General features: G+C 70.6%; 20 protein-coding genes. 3 read left to right on the plus strand and 17 right to left on the minus strand.

Translation table 11 applies throughout. From position 1 onward, the window contains the following. Nucleotides 1–51: 51 nt before the first annotated feature. From K8612_RS20515 to K8612_RS20575, 13 genes are all read right to left on the minus strand, one after another. The gene (locus K8612_RS20515) at nucleotides 52–3,078 is read right to left on the minus strand and encodes a PQQ-binding-like beta-propeller repeat protein (protein ID WP_223763522.1); all 3,027 of its coding nucleotides are present in this window, start codon (nucleotides 3,076–3,078) and stop codon (nucleotides 52–54) included. Nucleotides 3,079–3,091: 13 nt separating this feature from the next. Beyond that, complete coding sequence (locus K8612_RS20520) at nucleotides 3,092–3,670, minus strand: hypothetical protein (protein WP_223763523.1); 579 nt, start codon at nucleotides 3,668–3,670, stop codon at nucleotides 3,092–3,094. Next, on the minus strand, nucleotides 3,667–3,981 hold the full coding sequence (locus tag K8612_RS20525) for a PqqD family protein (RefSeq protein WP_014397086.1): 315 nt from the start codon (nucleotides 3,979–3,981) through the stop codon (nucleotides 3,667–3,669). The genes K8612_RS20520 and K8612_RS20525 overlap by 4 nt, the downstream gene beginning before the upstream one ends. Then, nucleotides 3,978–4,388, minus strand: a complete 411-nt coding sequence (locus K8612_RS20530; protein WP_306799688.1) for a S24/S26 family peptidase — start codon at nucleotides 4,386–4,388, stop codon at nucleotides 3,978–3,980. The genes K8612_RS20525 and K8612_RS20530 overlap by 4 nt, the downstream gene beginning before the upstream one ends. Nucleotides 4,389–4,559: 171 nt before the next feature. Then, nucleotides 4,560–5,822 carry a histidine--tRNA ligase gene (gene hisS, locus K8612_RS20535; protein ID WP_223738393.1) on the minus strand — a complete coding sequence of 421 codons (1,263 nt, stop codon included), beginning with the start codon at nucleotides 5,820–5,822 and terminating at the stop codon, nucleotides 4,560–4,562. 26 nt (nucleotides 5,823–5,848) lie between these two features. Continuing rightward, nucleotides 5,849–6,691 (minus strand): archaetidylserine decarboxylase, encoded by an 843-nt coding sequence (gene asd, locus K8612_RS20540; protein ID WP_223763524.1) that lies wholly within the window; start codon nucleotides 6,689–6,691, stop codon nucleotides 5,849–5,851. A gap of 31 nt (nucleotides 6,692–6,722) precedes the next feature. Then, nucleotides 6,723–7,397: a hypothetical protein gene (locus K8612_RS20545; RefSeq protein ID WP_223738326.1), complete on the minus strand. Its 675-nt coding sequence runs from the start codon at nucleotides 7,395–7,397 to the stop codon at nucleotides 6,723–6,725. Nucleotides 7,398–7,499: 102 nt separating this feature from the next. Then, nucleotides 7,500–8,231, minus strand: a complete 732-nt coding sequence (locus tag K8612_RS20550) for a metallophosphoesterase (protein WP_120526312.1) — start codon at nucleotides 8,229–8,231, stop codon at nucleotides 7,500–7,502. 7 nt (nucleotides 8,232–8,238) lie between these two features. After that, nucleotides 8,239–8,577, minus strand: a complete 339-nt coding sequence (locus K8612_RS20555) for a TIGR02266 family protein (protein ID WP_223738325.1) — start codon at nucleotides 8,575–8,577, stop codon at nucleotides 8,239–8,241. A 163-nt stretch (nucleotides 8,578–8,740) separates the two neighbouring features. Then, complete coding sequence (locus K8612_RS20560; protein WP_223738324.1) at nucleotides 8,741–9,670, minus strand: PfkB family carbohydrate kinase; 930 nt, start codon at nucleotides 9,668–9,670, stop codon at nucleotides 8,741–8,743. A 127-nt stretch (nucleotides 9,671–9,797) separates the two neighbouring features. After that, entirely contained in the window at nucleotides 9,798–11,327 is a 1,530-nt protein-coding gene (locus K8612_RS20565; protein WP_223738323.1) for an MlaD family protein, read from the minus strand. Nucleotides 11,328–11,446: 119 nt separating this feature from the next. Beyond that, a complete protein-coding gene (locus K8612_RS20570) occupies nucleotides 11,447–12,184 on the minus strand; it encodes an ABC transporter ATP-binding protein (RefSeq protein ID WP_304503921.1) in 738 nt (245 codons plus the stop codon). 35 nt (nucleotides 12,185–12,219) lie between these two features. Beyond that, entirely contained in the window at nucleotides 12,220–13,035 is an 816-nt protein-coding gene (locus K8612_RS20575; protein ID WP_223738321.1) for an ABC transporter permease, read from the minus strand. Nucleotides 13,036–13,270: 235 nt separating this feature from the next. On the opposite strand from K8612_RS20575, the gene K8612_RS20580 reads away from it, so the two are divergent. From K8612_RS20580 to K8612_RS20590, 3 genes are read left to right on the plus strand one after another with little or no spacing between them, the layout of a single operon-like run. Continuing rightward, nucleotides 13,271–13,840: a hypothetical protein gene (locus K8612_RS20580; protein ID WP_223738320.1), complete on the plus strand. Its 570-nt coding sequence runs from the start codon at nucleotides 13,271–13,273 to the stop codon at nucleotides 13,838–13,840. 45 nt (nucleotides 13,841–13,885) lie between these two features. Then, nucleotides 13,886–15,289: a hypothetical protein gene (locus K8612_RS20585; RefSeq protein WP_223763526.1), complete on the plus strand. Its 1,404-nt coding sequence runs from the start codon at nucleotides 13,886–13,888 to the stop codon at nucleotides 15,287–15,289. Beyond that, nucleotides 15,286–16,125 carry a hypothetical protein gene (locus K8612_RS20590; protein WP_223763527.1) on the plus strand — a complete coding sequence of 280 codons (840 nt, stop codon included), beginning with the start codon at nucleotides 15,286–15,288 and terminating at the stop codon, nucleotides 16,123–16,125. Before K8612_RS20585 ends, K8612_RS20590 begins: the two co-directional genes overlap by 4 nt. Before the next feature lie 9 nt (nucleotides 16,126–16,134). Here the strand turns inward: K8612_RS20590 and K8612_RS20595 are convergent, their stop codons facing one another. Genes K8612_RS20595 through K8612_RS20610 form a run of 4 tightly spaced genes read right to left on the minus strand, consistent with a single transcriptional unit; the run spans nucleotide 16,135 to nucleotide 20,359 of the window. Beyond that, nucleotides 16,135–16,836 (minus strand): RluA family pseudouridine synthase, encoded by a 702-nt coding sequence (locus K8612_RS20595; protein WP_223738317.1) that lies wholly within the window; start codon nucleotides 16,834–16,836, stop codon nucleotides 16,135–16,137. Continuing rightward, entirely contained in the window at nucleotides 16,833–18,326 is a 1,494-nt protein-coding gene (locus K8612_RS20600) for a pitrilysin family protein (protein WP_223763528.1), read from the minus strand. Before K8612_RS20600 ends, K8612_RS20595 begins: the two co-directional genes overlap by 4 nt. A 5-nt stretch (nucleotides 18,327–18,331) precedes the next feature. After that, nucleotides 18,332–19,672 (minus strand): pitrilysin family protein, encoded by a 1,341-nt coding sequence (locus K8612_RS20605; RefSeq protein ID WP_223763529.1) that lies wholly within the window; start codon nucleotides 19,670–19,672, stop codon nucleotides 18,332–18,334. 27 nt (nucleotides 19,673–19,699) lie between these two features. Then, complete coding sequence (locus tag K8612_RS20610) at nucleotides 19,700–20,359, minus strand: response regulator transcription factor (protein ID WP_223763530.1); 660 nt, start codon at nucleotides 20,357–20,359, stop codon at nucleotides 19,700–19,702. Nucleotides 20,360–20,363 lie beyond the last annotated feature (4 nt).

The following is a 20,363-nucleotide window of genomic DNA, read 5'->3' on the forward strand; positions in this document are numbered from 1 at the left end:
GGAGGGACCCGCTGGAGGCTGTGAAGGTCGTTGGCTCACGTGATGGCCCACCTAGAAGGGCACCGGGAAGGCACAGATACGACCATCCCCGGTACCGACATGCAACCGGCTCACGGTGTGATCGATGGTCGGAGTGCCGATGGTCTGCGCCGGGGCCACGGTCACCTGCCCGGAGTCCGTCCCCGTCTCCAGCTCCAGTTGGTGCACCTTGCCGTCCGAGCCGCCGACGTAGATGCGCGCCACCCCGTTCTGGTTGAGGGTGAAGGAGCCGGCCGGGCCCTCGATGGGCGTGGACCACAGCATCACCGGCACGTTGGTCGCGTCCATCTCATAGCGCTCCACCCTGCCGTCCGCCGTGCTCACCACGAAGCCCCGGCCCAGGGGCCGCGCGAAGTGGGTGAACGCCCGCGCCGTGGTGGGCCGCACGGCGACCGTCCAGGCCGTCGCGAACGTGGCCGGGTTCACGCCGTACACCCGGCCATCATTGGCGGTGACCAGGATCTGGTTGCTCGTGGCGTTGCGGACCACGCCGAACTCCAGGTCCCCCAGCGACAGCCGCGCCACCTCCGCGCCCGTGAGGCTGTTGAGCACGCGCAGCGTGGCCGTGCTCGTGCCCGAGCGGGTCGGCACGTAGAGCCGGTTCGTCGTGTAGTCCACCAGCATGCCGCCGCTCACCATGCCCAGGTCCCCGGGCCGGTAGCGCCAGATGAGCGCGCCCGTGGCCGCGTTCAGCGCGACCACCTGGTTCTGCGCGGACGTGTTGCGCGTGGCGAAGATGGCCAGGTCCACGTTCGAGTACGTCGTCCGGTACTCCGGGTTCGCGTAGTCGAGCAACTGCGTCACCGGGAACGAGCTGATGTTCCCCAGGCCCAGCGTGGTGTTCCTCCACAGGAACTCACCCGTGGCGGTGTTGATGACCGCCGGCACGCCGCTCTGGTCGCCAACGACGATCCACTGCTGCCCGGGCCGGCCCAGCAGCGGCACCACCGGGAAGCGGCTGGCGATCTTGCCCGCCATCTTCACCGGCCGGAAGCGCTCCGCGCCGTCCTCGGACGGGTTCGTGGTGTTCGTGAGCGTGGCCACCACCGAGTCGTTGAAGGAGCTGAAGATGCCCACGCCCAGCTCCGTCACGGGCTGCAGCGTCGTGTCCAACCCCACCGAGTAGCACCACAGCGGGTTGCCCGCCACGCGCGCCCGGGGGGTGGCCAGCAGGCCCACCGAGGTGGGCTGGTTGCCCGGCCCGTACCGCAGCTCATCGTCCGCGTTGAACACGCGGTAGACGTACGTCGTGCCGTTGGTGACGCCCGTGTCCGTCATGGACGACGCGGAGCTGAACTCGTCCACGTACGCCACCGTCGCGTTGCCCAGCACGTCACCCACCGCGTAGCGCGTGCCGCTGGTCGGCGCGGTGTTGGGCGTCGCCCCTTCGGCGCGCAGCACCAGGGTGCCGCCGTGGTTGAACGGGTTGTCCCAGGTGAGCGTCACGCTGCCGTCGCGGGCCACGCCCGTGAGGCGCCCCACGTCCGGGGAGGCGGTGACCGCGAGCAACGTCATCGTCGCCTCCACGCGGATGCGCGGATCGTTCCAGCCCTGGTTCAGCTCCAGGCGGTGGCGGAACGCCGTGTCCGCGGGGACGGCGGTGAAGCCCGAATAGGTGATGCGGAAGGTGGCCTCGCCGCCCACAGGGATGCCGGTGTCCGACGCCCAGATGTAGCCGCCCGCCTCCGTGAAGACGCTCCAGTCCCCGAACGCCTGCGGCCCCGACGCGGCCACCGCGAAGTAGTTCACCGCGGGCTTGAACAGCTTCACCTCGTAGATGGGCAGCGTGCCCCGGTTCTGCACCGTGTACGCCACCGTCACGCCCGTGGCCGCCGTGGACATCGTCTCCTGGCTCAGCCGCACGCGGTGCTCCACGATGCGGCCCTTGCGCGCGGTGACGGCATCCCCCGCCACCGCCGAGCCGTTGAGCGTCCCGTCCACCTGCGCCTGGAACTGGTAGCGGGCGCCGGGTGTGCCGGACACCTGGTAGCGCCAGGTGAACTGCGCGGAGGCGCCCGGAGCCAACTGCGCCACGCTCTCCGGCGACGGGCCGGACACGAGTGACGCCGCCGCGGTGCCCAGCAGCACCGGCACGCGCGGCCGCACCTGGGTGTACGTGTTCGTGGTGGAGGTGTTGAGCACCGTCAGGCGCAGCGTCACCTGATCACCGGGGAACGCGTCCACCAGGTCCATGTCCGCCGCGGCGACCAGGGCGCCCACGTCCGCCATGGGCGAGTCCACCAGCGGCGCGTTCGCGCCGGTCGCGCGAGCCCGGACGCGCGCGGCCACGGCACCGGCGGCGGTGGGCCGCAGGGTGACCGCGATGACGCCCGCGGCCTGCACCGCCACGGGCACGTTGCCGGTGGGGAGCTTGCTCACGGTGGTGAGCGGCACGCTGGTCGTGGAGGCGGGGTTGTCCACGACCACCGAGGACGAGCCCGTGCCCCGGTTCTCCACCACCACGCGCGCCACGGTCGTGCCGTTGACCGCCAGCATGCGCGGCGACAGCGTCACGTTCGCCGCCAGGATGCCGCGATTCCACGGCGTCATGGTGCCGACGTTGTACGAGTAGGTCGTGCCGTCACACTGGTCGCGGGCATACGTCCCCGTGACGAGGCGCTCGGTGGAGCTGTCGTTGGAACGGTTCGACGGCCCCACCACGCTCAGCACGAAGCGCGCGGACTCATTGCGCGCCAGGCCACGTCCCTCGTCCACGCAGCCCCACGTGGACTGGAAGGTGATGCGCCGCTCGTTGGAGTCGAGGTACTCGACCTTCCAGTGCGGGTTCTCCTCCGCCGGCAGGCCGCCCAGGAGCTGGTAGCCCGCGGGCAGCACGAAGGACACCTCCGACAGGCGGGCGTCGGTCGTGGCCTGGGTCGTGTTCGTCACCTCCAGGACCAGGTCGGACGCATCCTCCATCACCACGCGGGCGACGGTCTCCCCGGCGGAGGGGACGGGGCGCACGGTCCAGGTCCGGTTCTGGGAGAAGCCCACCGCGGGCAGCAGCACGGCGACGAGCGCGAGGATGCGGACGTTCATGGCGGGCCTCACGTCACGGCTCCAGGGTGAAGGACGTGGAGGCCAACTGCACCCCGTCCAGGAAGAAGCGCACCTGCCAGGTGCCCGTCATGCGCGACATGGACACCGGCGTGCCCGCCACCGGCAGCGAATAGCGCAGCGTTCGCGTCTCCTCCGGCGGTGCCTCCACCGTCGCGCTCCGCTTCTCGTACGGACGCCCGCCCGGCGCGATGAACTCCACGTCCACCACGCCCTTGTTCCGCACGCCGCTCACCACGAAGTCCACGTCCACCTGCTGCACCTCGGACAGCGGCGTGGGCTCCGCGCCCGCGCCCACCACCTCGGCGCTCCCGGTCGGGGGCGGCAGCGCCACCGGCGGCGGCACCTCCTCCCCGCCCTCGTCCGGAGGCGGCTGCTCACCGGACGGAGCCGGAGGCGGCGGCCGGGCCACGCTCCCGCCACCGGCCAGCACGTCGGCCGGATCCACGGGAGTGACGGAGCCGCCGCCCTGCCCCGGCTTCATGGCAGCCGGCGGCGGCAGGGGGGACACCCCTTCCGAGCACGCCGACAGCACCATCGCACCCGCCAGCACGGTCACGAGCGCACGCATCATGTCTCCTCCAGGGGCGCGGCACCGGCCGGCGCGCGCACTTCGTCCAACAGACCTCGCCGCTGAAGCTCCTCCAGGAAGCGCAGCGTGTCGGTCAGCACCGGACCGACGTCGGTCGAAAACTCGGAAGCCACCTGCTCCGCCACCGCCCGGGCCGTGCGCTGTCCGTCGCACAGCGCCCAGATGCGCGCCGCCGTCGGGTTGAGCCCGCGCAGCGTGCGCCCCTCCGCGTCCAGCACCAGGAAGTCCGCGCCAAAGCCCTCCCCCGAGGTCCCCGCACGCCGCCGGGGAACGCTGCCTTCCTGGAAGCTCATGCACGGCCCGTCCTTCCCAGCCACGCGGCCACCTGGCGCTTCAGCGTCGCGCGCCAGCGGCCCAGGCGACGGGGCCCCACGTCCCAGCGGTCCATCTCCAGCAACGCGCCGCCCCGGCGCACACGCCGCGCACGCCCGAGGATACGGACGAGCGGCAGCGGCGGATCTTCCACCCCGCCATTGTCCCCGCGAAGCGCGCAGACGCTGCCGTCGCACCAGCGCACCCGGTGCAACACCAGCGAGGACTCGAAGCGCGCCAGCACCACCTCACCCGGGCGCGGCGCCTCCACCAGCGGCTCCACCTCCGCCACGTCCCCCGCACGCAACGACGGCCACATGCTGTCCCCGGCGACAGGGATCCAACGGAGGCCATCGATCATGGAGACGGGCTGGGGAGCGCTCGACATGGAGGATGGAATGTACTCCAACCTCTCAATGTCCGCGAATCTACGCAGCCTCAATCCCCCAGCGATTCCCAGGACTTACGATGCTTAACACCTTTACTTCCAGGCTTTCAGGGAAGACAGGCCGCCCCCCTCCCCTCCGGCCGGGCGCGTCATGCCGGAGGGGCTCCTGGATCAGGCCGTGGGGGCTGGAGCCGGGGCGTCCGGCTGCGCGCGCACGGTGGCGGCGACGCTGTCGAGCGCCACGGGCACGGGCTCACCGCCCGCCATGGGCTTGAGCTTCGCCTGGCCGGTGGTGCGCTCCTGCTCGCCCAGCACCAGCGTGAAGCGGGCGCCGGACTTGTCCGCGCGCTTCATCTGGCTCTTGAGGCTGCCGCCGCGCGTGTCGAAGTCCACCTTGAGGCCCTCGCGGCGCAGGCGGCTGGCGAGCTTGAGGCCCTCGTCCTGCGAGCCCTCGTCCGCCACGGCGATGAACAGGTCCGGCCGCTGGGTGAACGTCTTGCCGCTCTCCTTCAGGAGCAGCACCAGCCGGTCCAGGCCCATGGCGTAGCCCACCGCGGGCACGTCCGGCCCGCCCAGGCCCTTCATCATCTTGTCGTAGCGCCCGCCGCCGCCCACCGTGCTGGCGGTGCCCAGCGCGGGGTGCGAGGCGATGAACTCGAAGACGGTGCGCGTGTAGTAGTCCAGGCCGCGCACCAGCCGGTGGTTCACCACGTACTTGATGCCCAGCACGCCCAGCTTGCGCTGCAGGTCCGTGAAGTGCGCGCGGCACGGCTCGCACAGGAACTCCAGCACGTTGGGCCCGGCCGCGGCCACCGCCTGGCACTTCTCGTTCTTGCAGTCCAGGACGCGCAGCGGGTTGCGCTCCAGCCGCTGCTGGCAGTCCGCGCACAGCTCTTCCCGGTGCGCCTTCAGGTACTCCACCAGCTTCGCGTGGTACGCGGGCCGGCAGTTGTCGTCGCCCAGCGAGTTGATGTTCAGGGTGACGTCCGTGAGGCCCAGGGCCTCCAGGAACTGCACCACCACGTCCATCAGCTCCGCGTCCTGCGCGGGCTCCTTCGCGCCGTAGGCCTCCGCGCCAATCTGGGAGAACTGACGGTAGCGGCCCGTCTTCATCCGCTCGTAGCGGAACATGGGCCCCATGTAGAACCAGCGCGACACCGGCTCCTGGTTGTTCACCGAGTGCTCGATGTACGCGCGCGCCGCGGGCGCGGTGCCCTCCGGACGCAGGGACAGGCTGCGGCCGCCCTTGTCCTCGAAGGTGTACATCTCCTTGCCGACGATGTCCGTCTCCTCGCCCACGCTGCGCACGAAGAGGGCCGTGTCCTCCACCATGGGCGTGCGCACCTCGCCGTAGCCGAAGCGGCCGAACAGCGTGCGCGCGGTGGACTCCACGAACTGCCACACTTCAATCTCGCCCGGCAGAAGGTCGTTCATCCCCTTCACGCCGTTGATCTTCTGGCTCACGTGATGACTCCGATACGCGTGCCCATGCGCACCACCGCTTCCGGCTGCATGCTGTCGTCCCAGCGCACGCGGCCGGGCTCGAAGCAGAGGATGACGGTGGAGCCCATCTCGAAGCGGCCCAGCTCGCCGCCCTTCTCCACCGGGATGCCCGCGCTGTAGCGGTGCACCTTGCCGGGCTGGCCCACGTGCGTGGTGATGTCCTCGTAGGACGCCTTGATGCGCGACACGCAGGTGGCGCCCACCTTCACCACCGCCACCTTGCCGGCCACGGTGTCCAGGTACGTCACGAGCCGCTCGTTCACGCAGAACAGCGACTGCTTGTTCTTCACCGACGCGGGGTTCACCGGCCAGAACTCACCCGGGATGTACGCGTACCCGGTGATGGTGCCGCCCAGCGGCGAGTGGATGCGGTGGTAGTCGCGCGGGGACAGGTACACCGTCGTCCAGGCGCCGCCGTGGAAGGGCTTCGCCGCCTGCGCGTCCCCCAGGAGCTCGTCCACCGTGTACTCGATGCCCTTGGCCTGCAGGCAGCGGCCGTTGTCCGCGTAGCCCACCTGGGACACCCGGCCGTCCACCGGGGACACGACGACCTTCTCGCCGGGGTCCACCGGGCGCAGGCCCGGCTTCAGGCCGCGGGTGAAGAACTGGGCGAAGGTCGGGTACTTCTCGAAGGAGTGCTCCGCCTCCTCCATGTCCACGTTGTACGCCTTGGCGAAGGTGCGCATGGCCCAGTGGTGCACCGGCGCGGGCGCGGGCAGGCGCGTGGCCAGGCCCACCGCGGAGGACACCGCCGACTTGGGCAGCACGCGCATCAACTTCATGAAGGTCTGTTCGTTCATCGAAGGTCGTCAGCTCTTGAAAGAGAGAGGTTCAACGCCCGCCGCCGTCCGCGGGCACCGTGCCGCCGTCCTCATAACGGCGCACGGTCCGCATGGCGCTCTTGGGTAACAGCGCCAGCACACGGCCGTCTTCAACCACCACCACGGAGTCCCGGTGGCTGGGGTACCCCAGTTGGCAGGACGCCCGGTCGCTGAGCTGCCAGGTCTCCCGCATCCCCCGCCCCTCCACCGTGACGGGCGTGCCCCGGCCGAAGCAGCCCTCGAAGCCGGCCACCAGCTCGGAGGCCGGGGTGCCCATCTGGGGCCCGGCGATCGCCCCGGCGTCCCCCGGCCCGGCGTCCACGGGCTCGGCCGCCACGGGCTCGGCCTGGCGCGGGAAGTCCGTGGAAGAGGGGTCCATCGTGGGCAGCGCGCCGGCGTTGGCCACCGCGCGGCGCTGCTCGTCGAGCGCCGCCTGCATGCGGGTGCGGCCCGCCTGGATGCGCTGGAGCAGGTCCTGGGACGCGGCGGAGTCCACGCTGTCCGCGGGCACGCGCTGCAACTGCGCTTCAATCTCTCCGATGGACGGGTCCAGGTACGCGTCGTCCAGCTTCTGGGCGTAGAGCGACGTCCACCGGCGGCTGGCCTGCTCGAACTCGGGCGAGGGCGGCGCGGGCGAGCGGCTGCAGCCGCTGACGAACAGGAAGGCTGCGAGGCCAAGGCCCATGAAGGGCCGCATCGGACGGGGGACCTGGGGGCGCACGGCCCCGGTTTATGCCACCTTCCGTCCGGCCGCGCCCCTTTTCCGCACGGGGGCGGCGGGCCTGCCCTACACGCCCAGGAACAGCCGCTTGCCGAAGTTGAGCGCCAGGTCCGCGTCGAAGATCTTCTGCGCGGAGGTCTCGATGTCGTACTCCACGCGCAGGTACTCCACCGTGCGCGCGTCCGTGTCGCAGATGACGAAGCAGGCCCGGTTGTCGTAGTCGCGCGGCTGGCCCACGCTCCCCACGGACACGATGTACTTGTAGCCCTTGCGCAGCACGAACTTCTGCGCCACCACGTCGTTCACCTCGCCGTTGCCAATGGCGAACGCGCGGCACAGGTGGCTGTGGCCGATGAAGGTGACCTCCGGCAGCTCCGCCACGTACGGCGTCAGCTCCCGCGCCTGCTCCAGCGCGAAGATGTACTCGTACGCCTTCGGGTCGATGGGCGACCCGTGGCAGAAGCCCACCTCGCCGATGCGGTACGTGTACGGGAGGCTTCTGAGCCAGGCCAGGTTCTCGTCGGAGATGACGTTGGCGCTCCAGTCGAGCGCGTGCCGGGCGGCGTCGTAGTAGTACGAGTAGTCCATCCGCCCCGCCACCGCCGCGTCGTGGTTGCCCAGCAGCGTGATCTCCGCCACCGAGCGCACCAGGTCACAGCACGGGTTGGGGGACGCCCCATAACCGACGATGTCCCCCAGCGACACGAAGCGGTCCACCTTCTGGTGCTCCGCCACCCTCAGCACCTCCGTGAGGGCCTCGATGTTGGAGTGGATGTCGGAGATGACGGCGATGCGCATGGGAACCCTAGGGGTGGGTTTGCTGCTGGGAGATGATGCGCCGCAGACTCGTCAGCGCGTCCGCGTCCAACGCTTCGAATCTCAGGCCCATGCCCGGAGGGCGGCCGGCGGGCTGCTCTTCCTGCCGCAACCAGACGACCGTGGCCTGCGCCTGCAACTGCGTGTCCGTCGCCTGCTGCGTGAGCCGCACCTGCGCCCGCGTCCCCGCCGCCAGCGGGGTGCTCGTCCTCACGAAGAGGCCTCCCTCGCTCAGGTTGGCGATGCGTGCATACAGGGTCACGTTCTCACCCTCGCACCAGCAGCGCAGAAGGGTGCCGACCCGCGCGTGCTTTCGATTCTCGCTCAACCGGGGGACCTCCCGACGTGGCACCTTCACTGTCCACGCCGGCGCTGAAAAAGGACGTCCGCACCGGATTTATTCATCCACTGCGTCCGGTCGAGCCTAGGGAGGGTGGGTGCGGCCCGTCAAGTTCCACACCGGGCTGTCCCGTCCCCGCGTCGGCGCTCCCCTACCCGCCCAGCGGGCCCAGGTCGTCGAAGTGGGTGAGCTTCTTGAACTCGGTGAAGCGGGCGTGGATCTCCGGGCGCTGCACCTCGCGCAGGCGCTCCAGGCTGAACTTCTCCACGGTGAAGGACGCCATCACGCTGCCCATGACCATGGCCTTGCGCAGCACCTGCTGATCCACCTTGCCGGCGCCGGAGCTGGCCAGGGTGCCCATGAAGCCGCCCGCGAAGGTGTCACCCGCGCCGGTGGGGTCGAAGACCTCCGACAGGGGGAAGGCCGGGCAGGCGAAGATGTGGTCCTGCTCGAAGAGGAGCGCGCCGTGCTCGCCGCGCTTGATGACCACGCGGGACGGGCCCATGGCCAGGATGGCGCGGGCGGCCTTCACCACGTTGTGCTCGCCGGAGAGCTGGCGCGCCTCCGCGTCGTTGATGAAGAGCAGGTTCACGCGCTGGAGCGTCTTGAGGAGCGCGGGGCGGCTGCCCTGGATCCAGAAGTTCATCGTGTCCGCGGCCACCAGCTTGGGCGCCTTCACCTGATCCAGCACGCGCGACTGGAGCTCCGGGTGGATGTTGCCCAGGAAGACGTAGGGCGTCTCGCGGTAGGCGGCCGGCAGGTTGGGCGAGAAGGCCTCGAAGACGTTGAGCTGGGTGTCCAGCGTCTGCGCCTCGTTGAGCTCCCAGCCGTACTTGCCCTTCCAGCGGAAGGTGCGGCCGGACTCGCGGGTGAGCCCCTCCAGGTCGATTCCGCGCCCGCGCAGGAACTGCAGGTGCGCCTCCGGGAAGTCCTCGCCAATCACCGCCACCAGTTGCACGGGGCTGAAGAAGGACGCGGAGGTGGAGAAGTAGGTGGCCGAGCCACCCAGCACGTCCTCCTTCTTGCCGAAGGGCGTTTCCAGCGAGTCCAGCGCGATTGAACCGACGACGAGCAGAGACATGGAGGCTTCTTCCTGGGGGTGACCCGGCGCGGGTACGGCTTCGCGTCAGGGCACGGCGCATTCCAGGGGAAACCCCGTGCCCGTGCCGGGTACGACACCTTCCCGGCAACGTCAAGGGGACAACGGTCTAGAACGCCGGGACGCCCGTGGTGGCGATGAGGGCCTTCAGGTCGTCGTCGGTGAAGAAGAAGCCCGCGCCGAAGAAGAAGTCGCGGCCGGCGATGAGGCGCCGGGTGGCCGCGTCCCGCTGCTTGGCGTTGAGGATGTCGTCCATGCCCGCCATGACGAACAGGTGGTCGAACGCCTGGGCGCGCAGCGTGGCGCGCAGGCGCGGGTAGCGCAGCTCGTCCGCAGTGAAGTTGAACGCGTCCATCTTCAGGGTCAGCGCGTCGTCGAAGAGGTGCAGGTCCGCGCCCACGCCGCCCGTGGATTCGATGAGGCCCACGCGCAGGGTGGTGAAGTAGTAGCGCTTGGCGAACTGGAGGCTGACCTTGAAGGACTCCCGGGTCACCTTCTGCGTCTGGATGACCGGGTCCCCGTCAGACGGCGGGTTCGTCTGCACCACCTGCGTGCTGACGGAGCCGCGCGGGTCGTCGATGATCTCCAGCAGGTAGTACTTGTCCGGCTTGGGGATGAGCCGCAGCGACAGGCCGTTCTTGGACGCGCCCTGGGCCACCAGGTAGCTGCTGAACAGGCCCACCTCCGTCTGGAGGGTGCTGAGGCGGGTGGCGAACTCGCTGACGTCCGTGACGGCCTCGCTGAGGCGCTGGCCCAGTTGCTCGTCCGTGAGCAGCGCGCCCGCGGCGCCCTCGCCGTCCTTCACCTTGCGGGTGATGTCCTCCAGGTTGGCCAGGGTGTTGTCCAGCCGGCCCAGCGTCTGCTTGAGGCTGGAGACGCTCTCCTTGAACTCCCCTTCCCCGCTGCCCACGATGTTCTTGACGGTGCCCAGCACCTCGCGGACGTCCTGGGTGATGCGCTCCACGTTGGTGACGATGCGCGTCACCTCCGCGCCGTTGCCCTGGGTGATGGCGCGCACGTCGGAGGACACGCCCTCCACGTTCGCCATGATGGTGTCCAGGCGGTCCGTGTTGCGGCGCACCGTCGCGTCCACCGAGTCCGACAGCCGGACCAGGTTCTCCACGATGCGCTCCAGGCTGCCGGCGCCCTTCTCGCCGCCCAGCACCTCGCGCAGCGCGCCCGTCACCTGCTGGATGTCGGAGGTGATCTGCGACAGGGACTCGAAGACGGCCTCCACGCCCTGCGTGTCGATGACGCGGCGGATCTGCCCGCCGTTCTCCAGCTCCGGCGCCTGCTCCGTGCCGGGGTTCAGGTCCAGCAGGTAGTCGCCCAGGAGCGACTCCGAGCGCTTGGTGACCGCGGCGTCCTGGCGCAGGTCCACGCCCTTGCGAATCTTCAGCCAGATCTTCGCGCGGGTGCCCTCCAGGCTGATGTCGCTGATCTCGCCCACGGGGATGCCGGCGATCTGCACCCGCCCACGGACCGCCAGGCCGGACGCGTCCCGGAAGTAGGCCCACACCTGGGTGGAGTCACGGTCGCTCAGTCCGCCCTTCTTGGCGAACAGCACGAACGTGATGAGGAATCCTCCGGCGGCGAGGACCAGCAGGCCAACACGGAAGGGCGTGACGAGCTTCTTCACCTGATGTGACTCCGAGCGCTACCACCGGCCGCGCGCGACTCTAACGATTTGCATGCCGGGTGCCAGCTTTTCATGAAGGGCTGGAATCCTTGGGGGACCGGATTCCCTACCCGAAATGCCTAGTTCTTGCCGAACCACGTCTGGAGGAAGACCTGGACGGCCGGGTGCTGGGACTCCCGCAGCTTCTCCGGCGGGCCGTACTCCACGATGACGCCCTTGGACAGGAAGGCGATCTGGTTGGCCACGTTGAAGGCGGACGCGATGTCGTGGCTGATGACCACGCTGGTGACGCCCAGCTCCTTCTGCGCGGTGAGGATCATGTCATCCACGGAGTCCGTGGTGATGGGGTCCAGGCCGGTGGTGGGCTCGTCGTAGAGAACGACCTTGGGGTCCAGCACCACGGCGCGCGCCAAGCCCACTCGCTTGCGCATGCCGCCGGACAAGTCCGCGGGGAAGCGGCCCTCCACCTCTCGCTTGAGCCCCATGAGGTCCAGGCGCTTCCTCACCTGCTCGCGGATCTCGTCCTCGGACAGCTTCGTGTGCTGGCGCAGCGGGAAGGCGACGTTCTCGAACACCGTCATGGAGTCGAAGAGCGCGGCGGCCTGGAACACCATGCCGAAGCTGCGGCGCACCTGCTGCAGCGCCTCCACGCTCATGGGGACGATGTCCTGCCCGTCGATGATGACCTTGCCGCTGTCCGGCTTGAGCAGGCCGATCATGTGCTTCATCAGCACCGTCTTGCCGGAGCCGGAGCCGCCCAGGATGACGCAGGTGCTGCCCGCGGGCACGGTGAGGTTGATGCCGGTGAGGACCTTGTTGCCCGCGAACGTCTTGTGCAGGTCCACGATGTCGATCATGGCCCGCTCGGAGCCGGGCGCCGTCGCTGAGCTCATCAGTGCATCAACATGCCGACGATGAAGTCGAGGATGAAGATGGCCAGCGCGCTCGAGACCATCGCCTCCGTGGTCGCCTGGCCCACGCCCTTGGCGCCGCCGGAGGCGTTGAAGCCCTTGTAGCAACAGATGAGGGCCACGGAGAGGCCGAAGATGGCGCCCTTGAGCAGGCCCTCGTAGACGTCCGCCGGCGCCATCCACTGCTGGGTGCGGGACAGGAACGTGCCGGGGGAGATGCCCAGGCCGAAGACGGCGACCACGTAGGCGCCGCTCATGCCCGTGGTGTTGAAGAGCATGGTGAGCGCGGGGACCATGAACAGGCCGGCGAGCACCCGGGGCACCAGCAGGTACTGCACCGGGTTGACGGCCATGGTCTCCAGCGCGTCCACCTGCTCGGTGACGCGCATGGTGCCCAGCTCCGTGCACATGGCGGAGCCGGCGCGCATGGTGACCATCAGCGCGGCGAACACGGAGGCCAGCTCGCGCGTGAGCGTCAGGGCCACGGTGGGGCCCACCAGGCTCTCCGCGTCGAACAGGGCGAACGCCGTGGACGTCTGGAGGGCGAACACCATGCCGGTGAAGGTGCCGGTGAGCCCCACGATGAAGATGGAGCCCACGCCCACGAAGTCCAACTGGGTGAAGAGGTTGTGCAGCCGGAACGGGCGGCGCACGCTCCAGCGGAAGACGTCCAGGCCCAGGGCCACCACGCCGCCAATGCTGCTGACGACGTCGATGAGGCCCTTGCCGAGGCCCTCCACCGACTGGATGAAGGCGCCGGTGAACCGGTTGGGTTTGCTGGGGGTCTCGGTGGTCATGCGTTCAGGCGGGCGACTCTACGTGCTCCGGACGGCGGCACAAGGGAACTGAGCGCGGGCCCATCCCACCCCCACCTCCATCGGTTGGTTGGCCGGAGGGCTCCCACGCGGCGCGCGGGTGGGATGCGATGGGACTTCCTCCGCCTGGGGTCGGCCGTTATGTTGCGCGGCCCTTTTACTTCCACGTCCGGCGCGCCCCTTGCGGGGAGTTGCCGGGCCAGAGCGACACGACAGCATGGCTACTCAGAAGGTCGGCGGCGAGGTGGATGCCCAGTGCACCCGCTGCAAGATGAACCTGGCGCACACCATCCTCGCGATGGTGGGTCCGAAGATCGTGCGCGTCCGCTGCAACACCTGCGGCGGGGACCACGCGTTCCGGGGCGCCGCGGGCGTCACGGACCGTCCCACCAAGGCCTCCACGACCCGCGCGCCCCGCGCGGCCTCTTCCAGCGGCGGCAGCACCCGCGCGGAGAAGGTGGTCATCTCCTTTGACGAGCAGCTCGCGGGCAAGGACATCGCGAGCGCGCCCAAGTACAGCCCCAAGGACACCTACAAGGTCGACCAGGTGCTCCACCACCCGACGTTCGGCGTGGGCCTGGTGACGGCGGTGCGCGGCGACAAGGTGGACCTCACCTTCCGCACGGACACCAAGACGCTGGTGCACGGCCGTGGCGGTCCGCCGACGGACAAGCCCGTCTTCAGTCCGCCGACGAACAAGCACACCGGCCCCGCGGACAAGCCCCAGGCCGAGCCCCCTCCGGAGGCGGACCTGGCCGCTGAGACTTCCCTGCCTTCCGGGGATTGACCCGGAGGCCGGAGCGGCGGTCAACTGGGGCGCTGGGTCTCCCGAATGCGTCCGCCGCTCCCTCTCGCTCTCTGCCTCCTGCTGCTGGGTGCCGCCGTCGCACGGGCGGCTCCGCCGGAGGTGGAGGCGACGCCCGGGCGCGTGGTGCTCGGGGAGGACGTGGTCGTGGAGGTGCGGGTGCGGGTGCCCAAGGGCGCCGGCCCCGTGCGCGCGGCGGCCTCCTCCGGCACCTGGGAGCGGACGCGGGTGGAGGGCGGCGCCGAGCGCGTCTTCCGCTGGACGCCTCCGCCGGTGCGCTACCCGCTGTGGGCGGTGCTCTCGTTCTGGGTGGAGGACGGCCGCGCGCCGGAGGTCACCACCGTGCGGCTGCCGCTCCTGGGACGCACCACGCTGGACGTGTCCACGGCGCCGGGCGCGGAGGTGGTGGTCGCGGTGGGCGAGGCGCGCTTCGGCCCGGTGAAGGCGGACGGGCACGGGCGCGCGCAGGTGCCCGTGGAGGTGCCGCCGGACGCGACGGAGGCGCGCGTGCTCGCGACCCGGGGCACGCTCACCACGGATCGCCGCGCGCCGCTGGAGGTGCCCGCCGTGCGTCCGCTCGTCGCCGCGCTCACGCCGGATCCGCTGCCCGTGGAGGGCGGCGGCTGGCTGATCATCGCGGGCGCCGAGGAGCGGGTCCCCGCCTCGGCGCTGAGCGTGGAGGCGGAGGGCGCCGACGTGAAGCCGGTGGATCCGGAGCGCGCGCGCTACACGGTGCGCCCGCGCGCGGACGCGACGGACGTGTCCGTCACCGTGCGCTGGAGTGACGCGCCCGCCGGGGACGCGGTGCGGCTCCAGGGCGCGGTGAAGCCCGCCGACGCACGGCCCGCGGACGTGGTGCTCATCCCGGACGCCCCTGCCCTCTTCCCTGGGCACGGGGTCCAGGTCCCGGTGCCGCAGCCGTCGCTGTTCCTCCTGGGCGGCGCCGCGTTCGCGAGCGGCGCCAACGGGGGACCGCTGCTGGGGCTGGGCGTCACCGTGCCGCTGCCGCTGTGGCGCTGGCGCGTGGCGGCCGAGGCCGAGGCGGGCCTTCGTCACGCGAGCCTGGACGGACAGCAGGCCGGCACGCAGGTGCGCTCCCGCGTCTGGGGGATGCCCCTGCTTTTGTCCGCGCGGGTCACCCTTTTCCAGCGTGGTTCCTTTCAACTGGACGGCCGTGCAGGCGGCGGAGTGCTGGCTTTGAGCCATCACCTGTCGACGAAAGCCATTGAGGCCGGTGCCGTCTTTCCTGACGCCTTGGATGAGCGCAGAGTGCGCGCCATGGGATTCCTGGCCGCACAGGGCGCGTATGGCTTGGGCCGCTGGAGCGTCCTCACGGAGGTGCGCGCGGCCCTGGCGCCCGTGGAGACGCCGTCGCTGCGCGCCGAGCTGGGCGGCGTGTCCGTGTCCGCGGGGCTGAGGTTCGTGCCGTGATGCGCGCGGGCCTGGCCACGGTGGGGCTGGCGGTGCTGGCGTGGGCCTGCTCGGGCGACCCGGCGGCGCTGCCCGACCCCACCATCGTCAGCGTGGAGCCCGCGACGCTGCCGGTGAACACGAGGGACGAAGACGTCACCGTGCGGTTCGACGCGCGCTACAGCGTGGCCGTGGACTACGGCGCGAAGAAGGTGGACGCGCGCATGGGCTCCGGCCGCGTCTGGGTGGATGAGCTGGAGGCGACGGTGTCGAGCTTCGACCCGGCGGGCGTCGCCATCGTGACGGTGCCCCGGGGGCTGGGCGCGGGCTCGCACGCGGTGCGCCTGCGACTGGAGGACGGGCGCGAGGCGGTGGCCGATGACGCCCTCACCCTGCGCCCCGCGGGACAGGAGGTCATCGACCCGCCCCCGGCGGAGGACGGAGGCGTGCTCATCCTCACGGACGCGGGCCCCATCTCCAGCGACTTCGACGGCGGGGTCGACACCACGGACGGCGGCCAGCGGGTGGACGCGGGCCCCGGGCCGGACGAGCCGATGCGCGAGGGCGACGTCACGGGCTTCAGCTTCGACGCCATCGACGGCACGCGCGTGAGCCGGACGCCCTTCGTCATCACGGTGCGCGCCCTGGGGCCCCGGGCCGGGCACTTCCAGGGCTCGGTGGAGCTGAGCGCGTCGCGCGGCACGGTGACGCCCTCCAAGATCGGCCCCTGCGAGGTCGGCGTCTGCAACGCGTACGTCGTCATGGACGCGCCCGCGGGCAACGTGCGCCTCACCGCGCTGAACAGCTTCGGCGCGACCGGCGAGTCCAACACGTTCCGGCTGGAGCCCGCCAGGTAGCGCCGCGCCTCACCCCGCCGCGCGCAGCAGCTCCAGCGTGCGCCGCATGTCCTCGGGCAGCGGCGCATCCACCCCGCGCGCTGGCAGCCCGGGCAACGCGGGCCACTCCACGCGCGCGGCATGCAGCGGCGTCCGGGCCAGCACCTCCGCGGTCCCCTGCCCTCCCAGGTCGCCCTCCGTGAGCGGCGCCTCGCGGCCGTACTGGTGGTCCACGAGCAGCGGGTGCCCCAGGGACAGCAGGTGCACGCGGATCTGATGCGTGCGGCCCGTCAAAGGCTCCGCCTCCACCAGCGACGCGCGCGCGAAGGTCTCCACCGGGCGCACCCGCGTGCGTGACGCCTTGGCGTCCGGCTCCTCCGGCCTGGCCACGCGCATGCGCCCCTTGCGGCCGGCGACGAGCGGCGCGTCCACCATCCGGGGCGCCTCCAGCCGGCCCTCCACCAGGGCGCGGTAGCGCTTGCGCACCTTGCCCGTCTCGAAGGCCTGGGACAGCGCGCGGTGCACGGCCGCGTCCAGCGCGAACACCAGCGCGCCGGACGTGTCGCGGTCCAACCGGTGCACCACGTAGACCTTGCGGCCCAGCGAGGCCTCCAGCGTGTCGCGCAGGGACGCGCCGCCCTCGCGGCCGGGGATGACGAGCACCCCGGCCGGCTTGTCCACCACCATCACGCCCGCGCCCTCGAAGAGGACGCGGGGAACGTCTCCGCTCATTCGTAGTCCGACGCAGGCACGACGGTGATGGGGCCCAGCCCTTCCAGCAGCGGCTTCACCTCCGACGCCTTGCCCAGCACCACGATGACGGGCCGGTCCGCGAAGGCGTACTTCCTCGCGGCCGCGGCCACGTCCTTCGGCGTCACGGCGCGCAGCCGGTCGCGGAACTTCTCCACCCAGTCGTCGCCCAGGCCGTGCATGCGCATGTCCGCGATGACGGAGGCCACGGACTCGTTGGTCTCCGTGCGCAGCGGGTACAGGCCGGCCAGGTAGCTCTGCGCGTCCTTCAGCTCACGGGGCTTGAGGCCGCCGTCGCGCACGCCGTGGATCTCCTTCAGCGCCACGTCGATGATCACCCGCGTGGACGCCGTCTTCGTGAACGTGGACAGCGCGAAGATGCCTGCCGCGCTCATCGTGTCGAAGTAGGAGCTGACGCCGTAGGTGAGGCCCCGGTTGACGCGGATCTCGTTCATCAGCCGCGACGTGAAGCCGCCGCCCAGCGCGATGTTCATCGCCGTGGCCGGGAAGTAGTCCTCGTGGCCCAGCCAGAAGCCGGGGCCGCCCAGGCGCACCTGGGACTGCGTCTGGTCCGGCTTGTCCACCAGCAGCACCGTGCCGGCCTTCGCCAGCGGCTCCTGCCTGCGGGGCAGCATCGGCTCCGCGTCGGGGCCGCCCGTCCAGCCGGCGAAGGCGCGCTCGGCCTCCGCGGCCACGGTCGCCGGGTCGAGGGCGCCCACCACCGTGAGCAGGGAGATCTTCGGCCCCATGCACTCGGCGTGGAAGCGGACCACGTCGTCGCGGGTGAAGGTGGACACGGTGCGCTTGTTGCCGCCCAGGTCGCGCCCGTACGGATGGTCCCCCCACACGGCGCGCGTGAAGGCGCGGTCCGCGATGGAGGACGGATCATCCAGGTCGTTGGCGAACTGCGCCAGCGCGCGCTCGCGGGCGTCCGCGACCTCCTTCTCCGGGAACGTGGGCTCGCGCACCACCTGCCCCAGCACGTCCAGCATCGCGGAGAAGTGCTCCGCCGGCGTGGTGAGGTAGACGGACAGCACGTCCTCGTTGACGCCCGCGTAGAGGCTGGCGCCCACGAACTCGATGGCTTCGCTGATGCCATCCGCGTCCATGCGCTTCGTGCCCCGGCGCAGCAGGCGCGCGGTGAAGTCCGCCAGGCCGTCCTTGCCCGGCGGATCCCACACGCCGCCCGCGCGCATCACCAGCCGCACGGAGACCAGCGGCAGCGGCCCGCGCTCGGCGGCGATGACCCTCAGGCCCGTGGACGTGGTGCTCTCATGCAGCGCGGGCAGCTTCAGCTCGCCGGTGGCGGCGGACTTCGGCGCCTGCGCGGCCTTCACCAGCTTCTTGGCCCGGGCCGGGACGGCCTTCTTCACCTGCGCGACCTTCTTGCGCGCGGCGGTGGCCTGCTTGCGCACGGCCTTGGCGGCCTTGCGGACGGTGTTCTTCACTTTGGCGATCTTTCGGGAGGCCATGGGGTTCAAGCCTCCGCCGCTTCGTCACCGGCCTCGTCGGCGCCGGCTTCGGGATGGAGGGTGACCACCGAGCGGCGCTCGGGGGCGAAGTACTTCGCGGCCACGGCCTTCACCTGCTCCGCGGTGACGGACGCGTAGAAGGTCGGCAGGGACAGGCCCTCACGCCAGTCGCCCAGCAGGGCCTCGTAGTGGCCCAGGGCGTGGCCCCGGCCGCTGTTGGTGGACAGCTCCCGCAGGTGGTCCGCGCGCAGGTTGTTCTTCGCCTTCTGCAGCTCCTTGTCGGAGACGCCCTCGCGCGCGAGCCGCTCCAGCTCCGCGTACAGCAGGGCCTCCACCTTCGCCGCGTCCGAGTCCGGCTTGAGCTCCAGGTAGAACAGGATGGTGCCCGGGTCGATGCGCCAGCTCCAGTCGAGCATCACCGACACGGCGGCCTTCTGGTCATACACCAGGGACTTCACCAGCCGGCTGCCCTCGCCCTTGGTGAGGATGTACTGGACCACGTCCAGCACCAGCGTGTCCTCGTTGCTGGCGGCGGGGCCTCGGAAGCCGATCATCACGGACGGCGACTGCGCGGGGTGGCGCACCACGGCGCGGCGCTCGCCCTTCTGCTCCGGCTCCGCGTTGAGCACCGGCGCGGGCGTGGGGCCGCGCGGGATGTTCCCGTAGTACTTGCGCACCAGCGCGAGCGTCTTCTTCGGGTCGATGTCCCCGACGATGTAGAGCACCGCGTTGTTGGGCGCGTAGTACGTGCGGAAGTACTCCTGGCAGTCCTCGCGGGTGATGTTCTCGATGTCCGCCATCCACCCGATGACGGGCCAGCGGTACGCGTGCGCCTTGTAGACGAGCGTGCCCAGCTCCTCGTCCATCATGCCGGGGATCTCGTTGTCCACGCGGACGCGGCGCTCCTCCATCACGACCTGGCGCTCGCTGGCCAGCGTCTGGTCGGAGATGCGCAGGGAGCGCATCCGGTCCGACTCCAGGTCGAGCACCGTCTCCAGCGCGTCCGCGCTGAAGTCGTCGTAGTACACGGTCATGTCATTGGACGTGTACGCGTTGGAGCGGCCGCCGTTGGACTCCAGCGTCTTGTCGAACATCTTGGGGCCGTACTTCTTCGCCCCGTTGAACATCATGTGCTCGAACAGGTGGCTGATGCCGGTGATGCCGGGCCGCTCGTTGCGGCTGCCCACCTGGAAGAAGGTGTAGAGGCTGACCACCGGGGCCTGGTGGTTCGCCAGCAGGCGGACCTTGAGGCCGTTGGGCAGCGTTGCCTCGTGAACGTCGAAGAGGGCGGCGAGGGTGGGGTCCACCGCGCGCACGGCGGTGGACCGCGGGGATGCCTTGGACATAGGTGCCACACCGTAACCACGGCGCGGCTAGAGATCCACGACACCTTCACGCAGGGCCATCACCACCGCGTCCACGTGGGAGTTGACGCCCATCTTCCGGTAGATATGCGACAGGTGCGTGCGCACCGTGCGCCGCTCCAGCGTCATCACCCGCCCCACCTCCGCGTTGGACAGGCCCTTGGCCACGTACCGGAGGACATCCAGCTCCACGGCCGTCAGCCCCCAGGGCAGCTCGGCGGGCTTCTTGGCGGGTTTGGCCTGGACGGACTGGAAGTAGTTCCAGAAGCGCCGGGCGATGATGGGCTCCAGCACGGTGCCCCCGTCCATGACCTCCTGGATGCCGGAGCGGATCTTCTCCGGCCCCACCCGCTTCACCAGGTAGCCGGACGCGCCGGCCTGGATGGCCTCGTAGACCTTCTGCTCGTCCTCGAAGGACGTGAGGATGAGGATCTCCACCTCCGGGGCGCGGCGCTTGACCTTCTGGGTCACCTGGATGCCGTTGAGGCTGGGGAGCTCCAGGTCCAGCAGGACGAGCTGCGGGCGTTCACGGACGATGTCGTCCACCGCCTGTTCGCCGTCCTGGGAGGTGCCCACGACCTCCAGCTCCGGAAAGGTGCCCAGCACCTTGACCAGGTTGCGCAGCAACTGGGGCTGGTCCTCGACGACGAAGATGCGCGTGCGCTCCACGGAA

The organism is Corallococcus sp. AS-1-6 (assembly GCF_020037015.1).
Taxonomy (GTDB): domain Bacteria; phylum Myxococcota; class Myxococcia; order Myxococcales; family Myxococcaceae; genus Corallococcus.

Bases quoted from the DNA above. Each gene is read 5' to 3' on its own strand.
- K8612_RS20515 (WP_223763522.1), bottom strand. From the start codon at position 3,078: ATGAACGTCCGCATCCTCGCGCTCGTCGCCGTGCTGCTGCCCGCGGTG.
- K8612_RS20520 (WP_223763523.1), bottom strand. From the start codon at position 3,670: ATGATGCGTGCGCTCGTGACCGTGCTGGCGGGTGCGATGGTGCTGTCG.
- K8612_RS20525 (WP_014397086.1), bottom strand. From the start codon at position 3,981: ATGAGCTTCCAGGAAGGCAGCGTTCCCCGGCGGCGTGCGGGGACCTCG.
- K8612_RS20530 (WP_306799688.1), bottom strand. From the start codon at position 4,388: ATGTCGAGCGCTCCCCAGCCCGTCTCCATGATCGATGGCCTCCGTTGG.
- hisS (WP_223738393.1), bottom strand. From the start codon at position 5,822: ATGAACGACCTTCTGCCGGGCGAGATTGAAGTGTGGCAGTTCGTGGAG.
- asd (WP_223763524.1), bottom strand. From the start codon at position 6,691: ATGAACGAACAGACCTTCATGAAGTTGATGCGCGTGCTGCCCAAGTCG.
- K8612_RS20545 (WP_223738326.1), bottom strand. From the start codon at position 7,397: ATGGGCCTTGGCCTCGCAGCCTTCCTGTTCGTCAGCGGCTGCAGCCGC.
- K8612_RS20550 (WP_120526312.1), bottom strand. From the start codon at position 8,231: ATGCGCATCGCCGTCATCTCCGACATCCACTCCAACATCGAGGCCCTC.
- K8612_RS20560 (WP_223738324.1), bottom strand. From the start codon at position 9,670: ATGTCTCTGCTCGTCGTCGGTTCAATCGCGCTGGACTCGCTGGAAACG.
- K8612_RS20570 (WP_304503921.1), bottom strand. From the start codon at position 12,184: ATGATCGACATCGTGGACCTGCACAAGACGTTCGCGGGCAACAAGGTC.
- K8612_RS20575 (WP_223738321.1), bottom strand. From the start codon at position 13,035: ATGACCACCGAGACCCCCAGCAAACCCAACCGGTTCACCGGCGCCTTC.
- K8612_RS20580 (WP_223738320.1), top strand. From the start codon at position 13,271: ATGGCTACTCAGAAGGTCGGCGGCGAGGTGGATGCCCAGTGCACCCGC.
- K8612_RS20585 (WP_223763526.1), top strand. From the start codon at position 13,886: ATGCGTCCGCCGCTCCCTCTCGCTCTCTGCCTCCTGCTGCTGGGTGCC.
- K8612_RS20595 (WP_223738317.1), bottom strand. From the start codon at position 16,836: ATGAGCGGAGACGTTCCCCGCGTCCTCTTCGAGGGCGCGGGCGTGATG.
- K8612_RS20600 (WP_223763528.1), bottom strand. From the start codon at position 18,326: ATGGCCTCCCGAAAGATCGCCAAAGTGAAGAACACCGTCCGCAAGGCC.
- K8612_RS20605 (WP_223763529.1), bottom strand. From the start codon at position 19,672: ATGTCCAAGGCATCCCCGCGGTCCACCGCCGTGCGCGCGGTGGACCCC.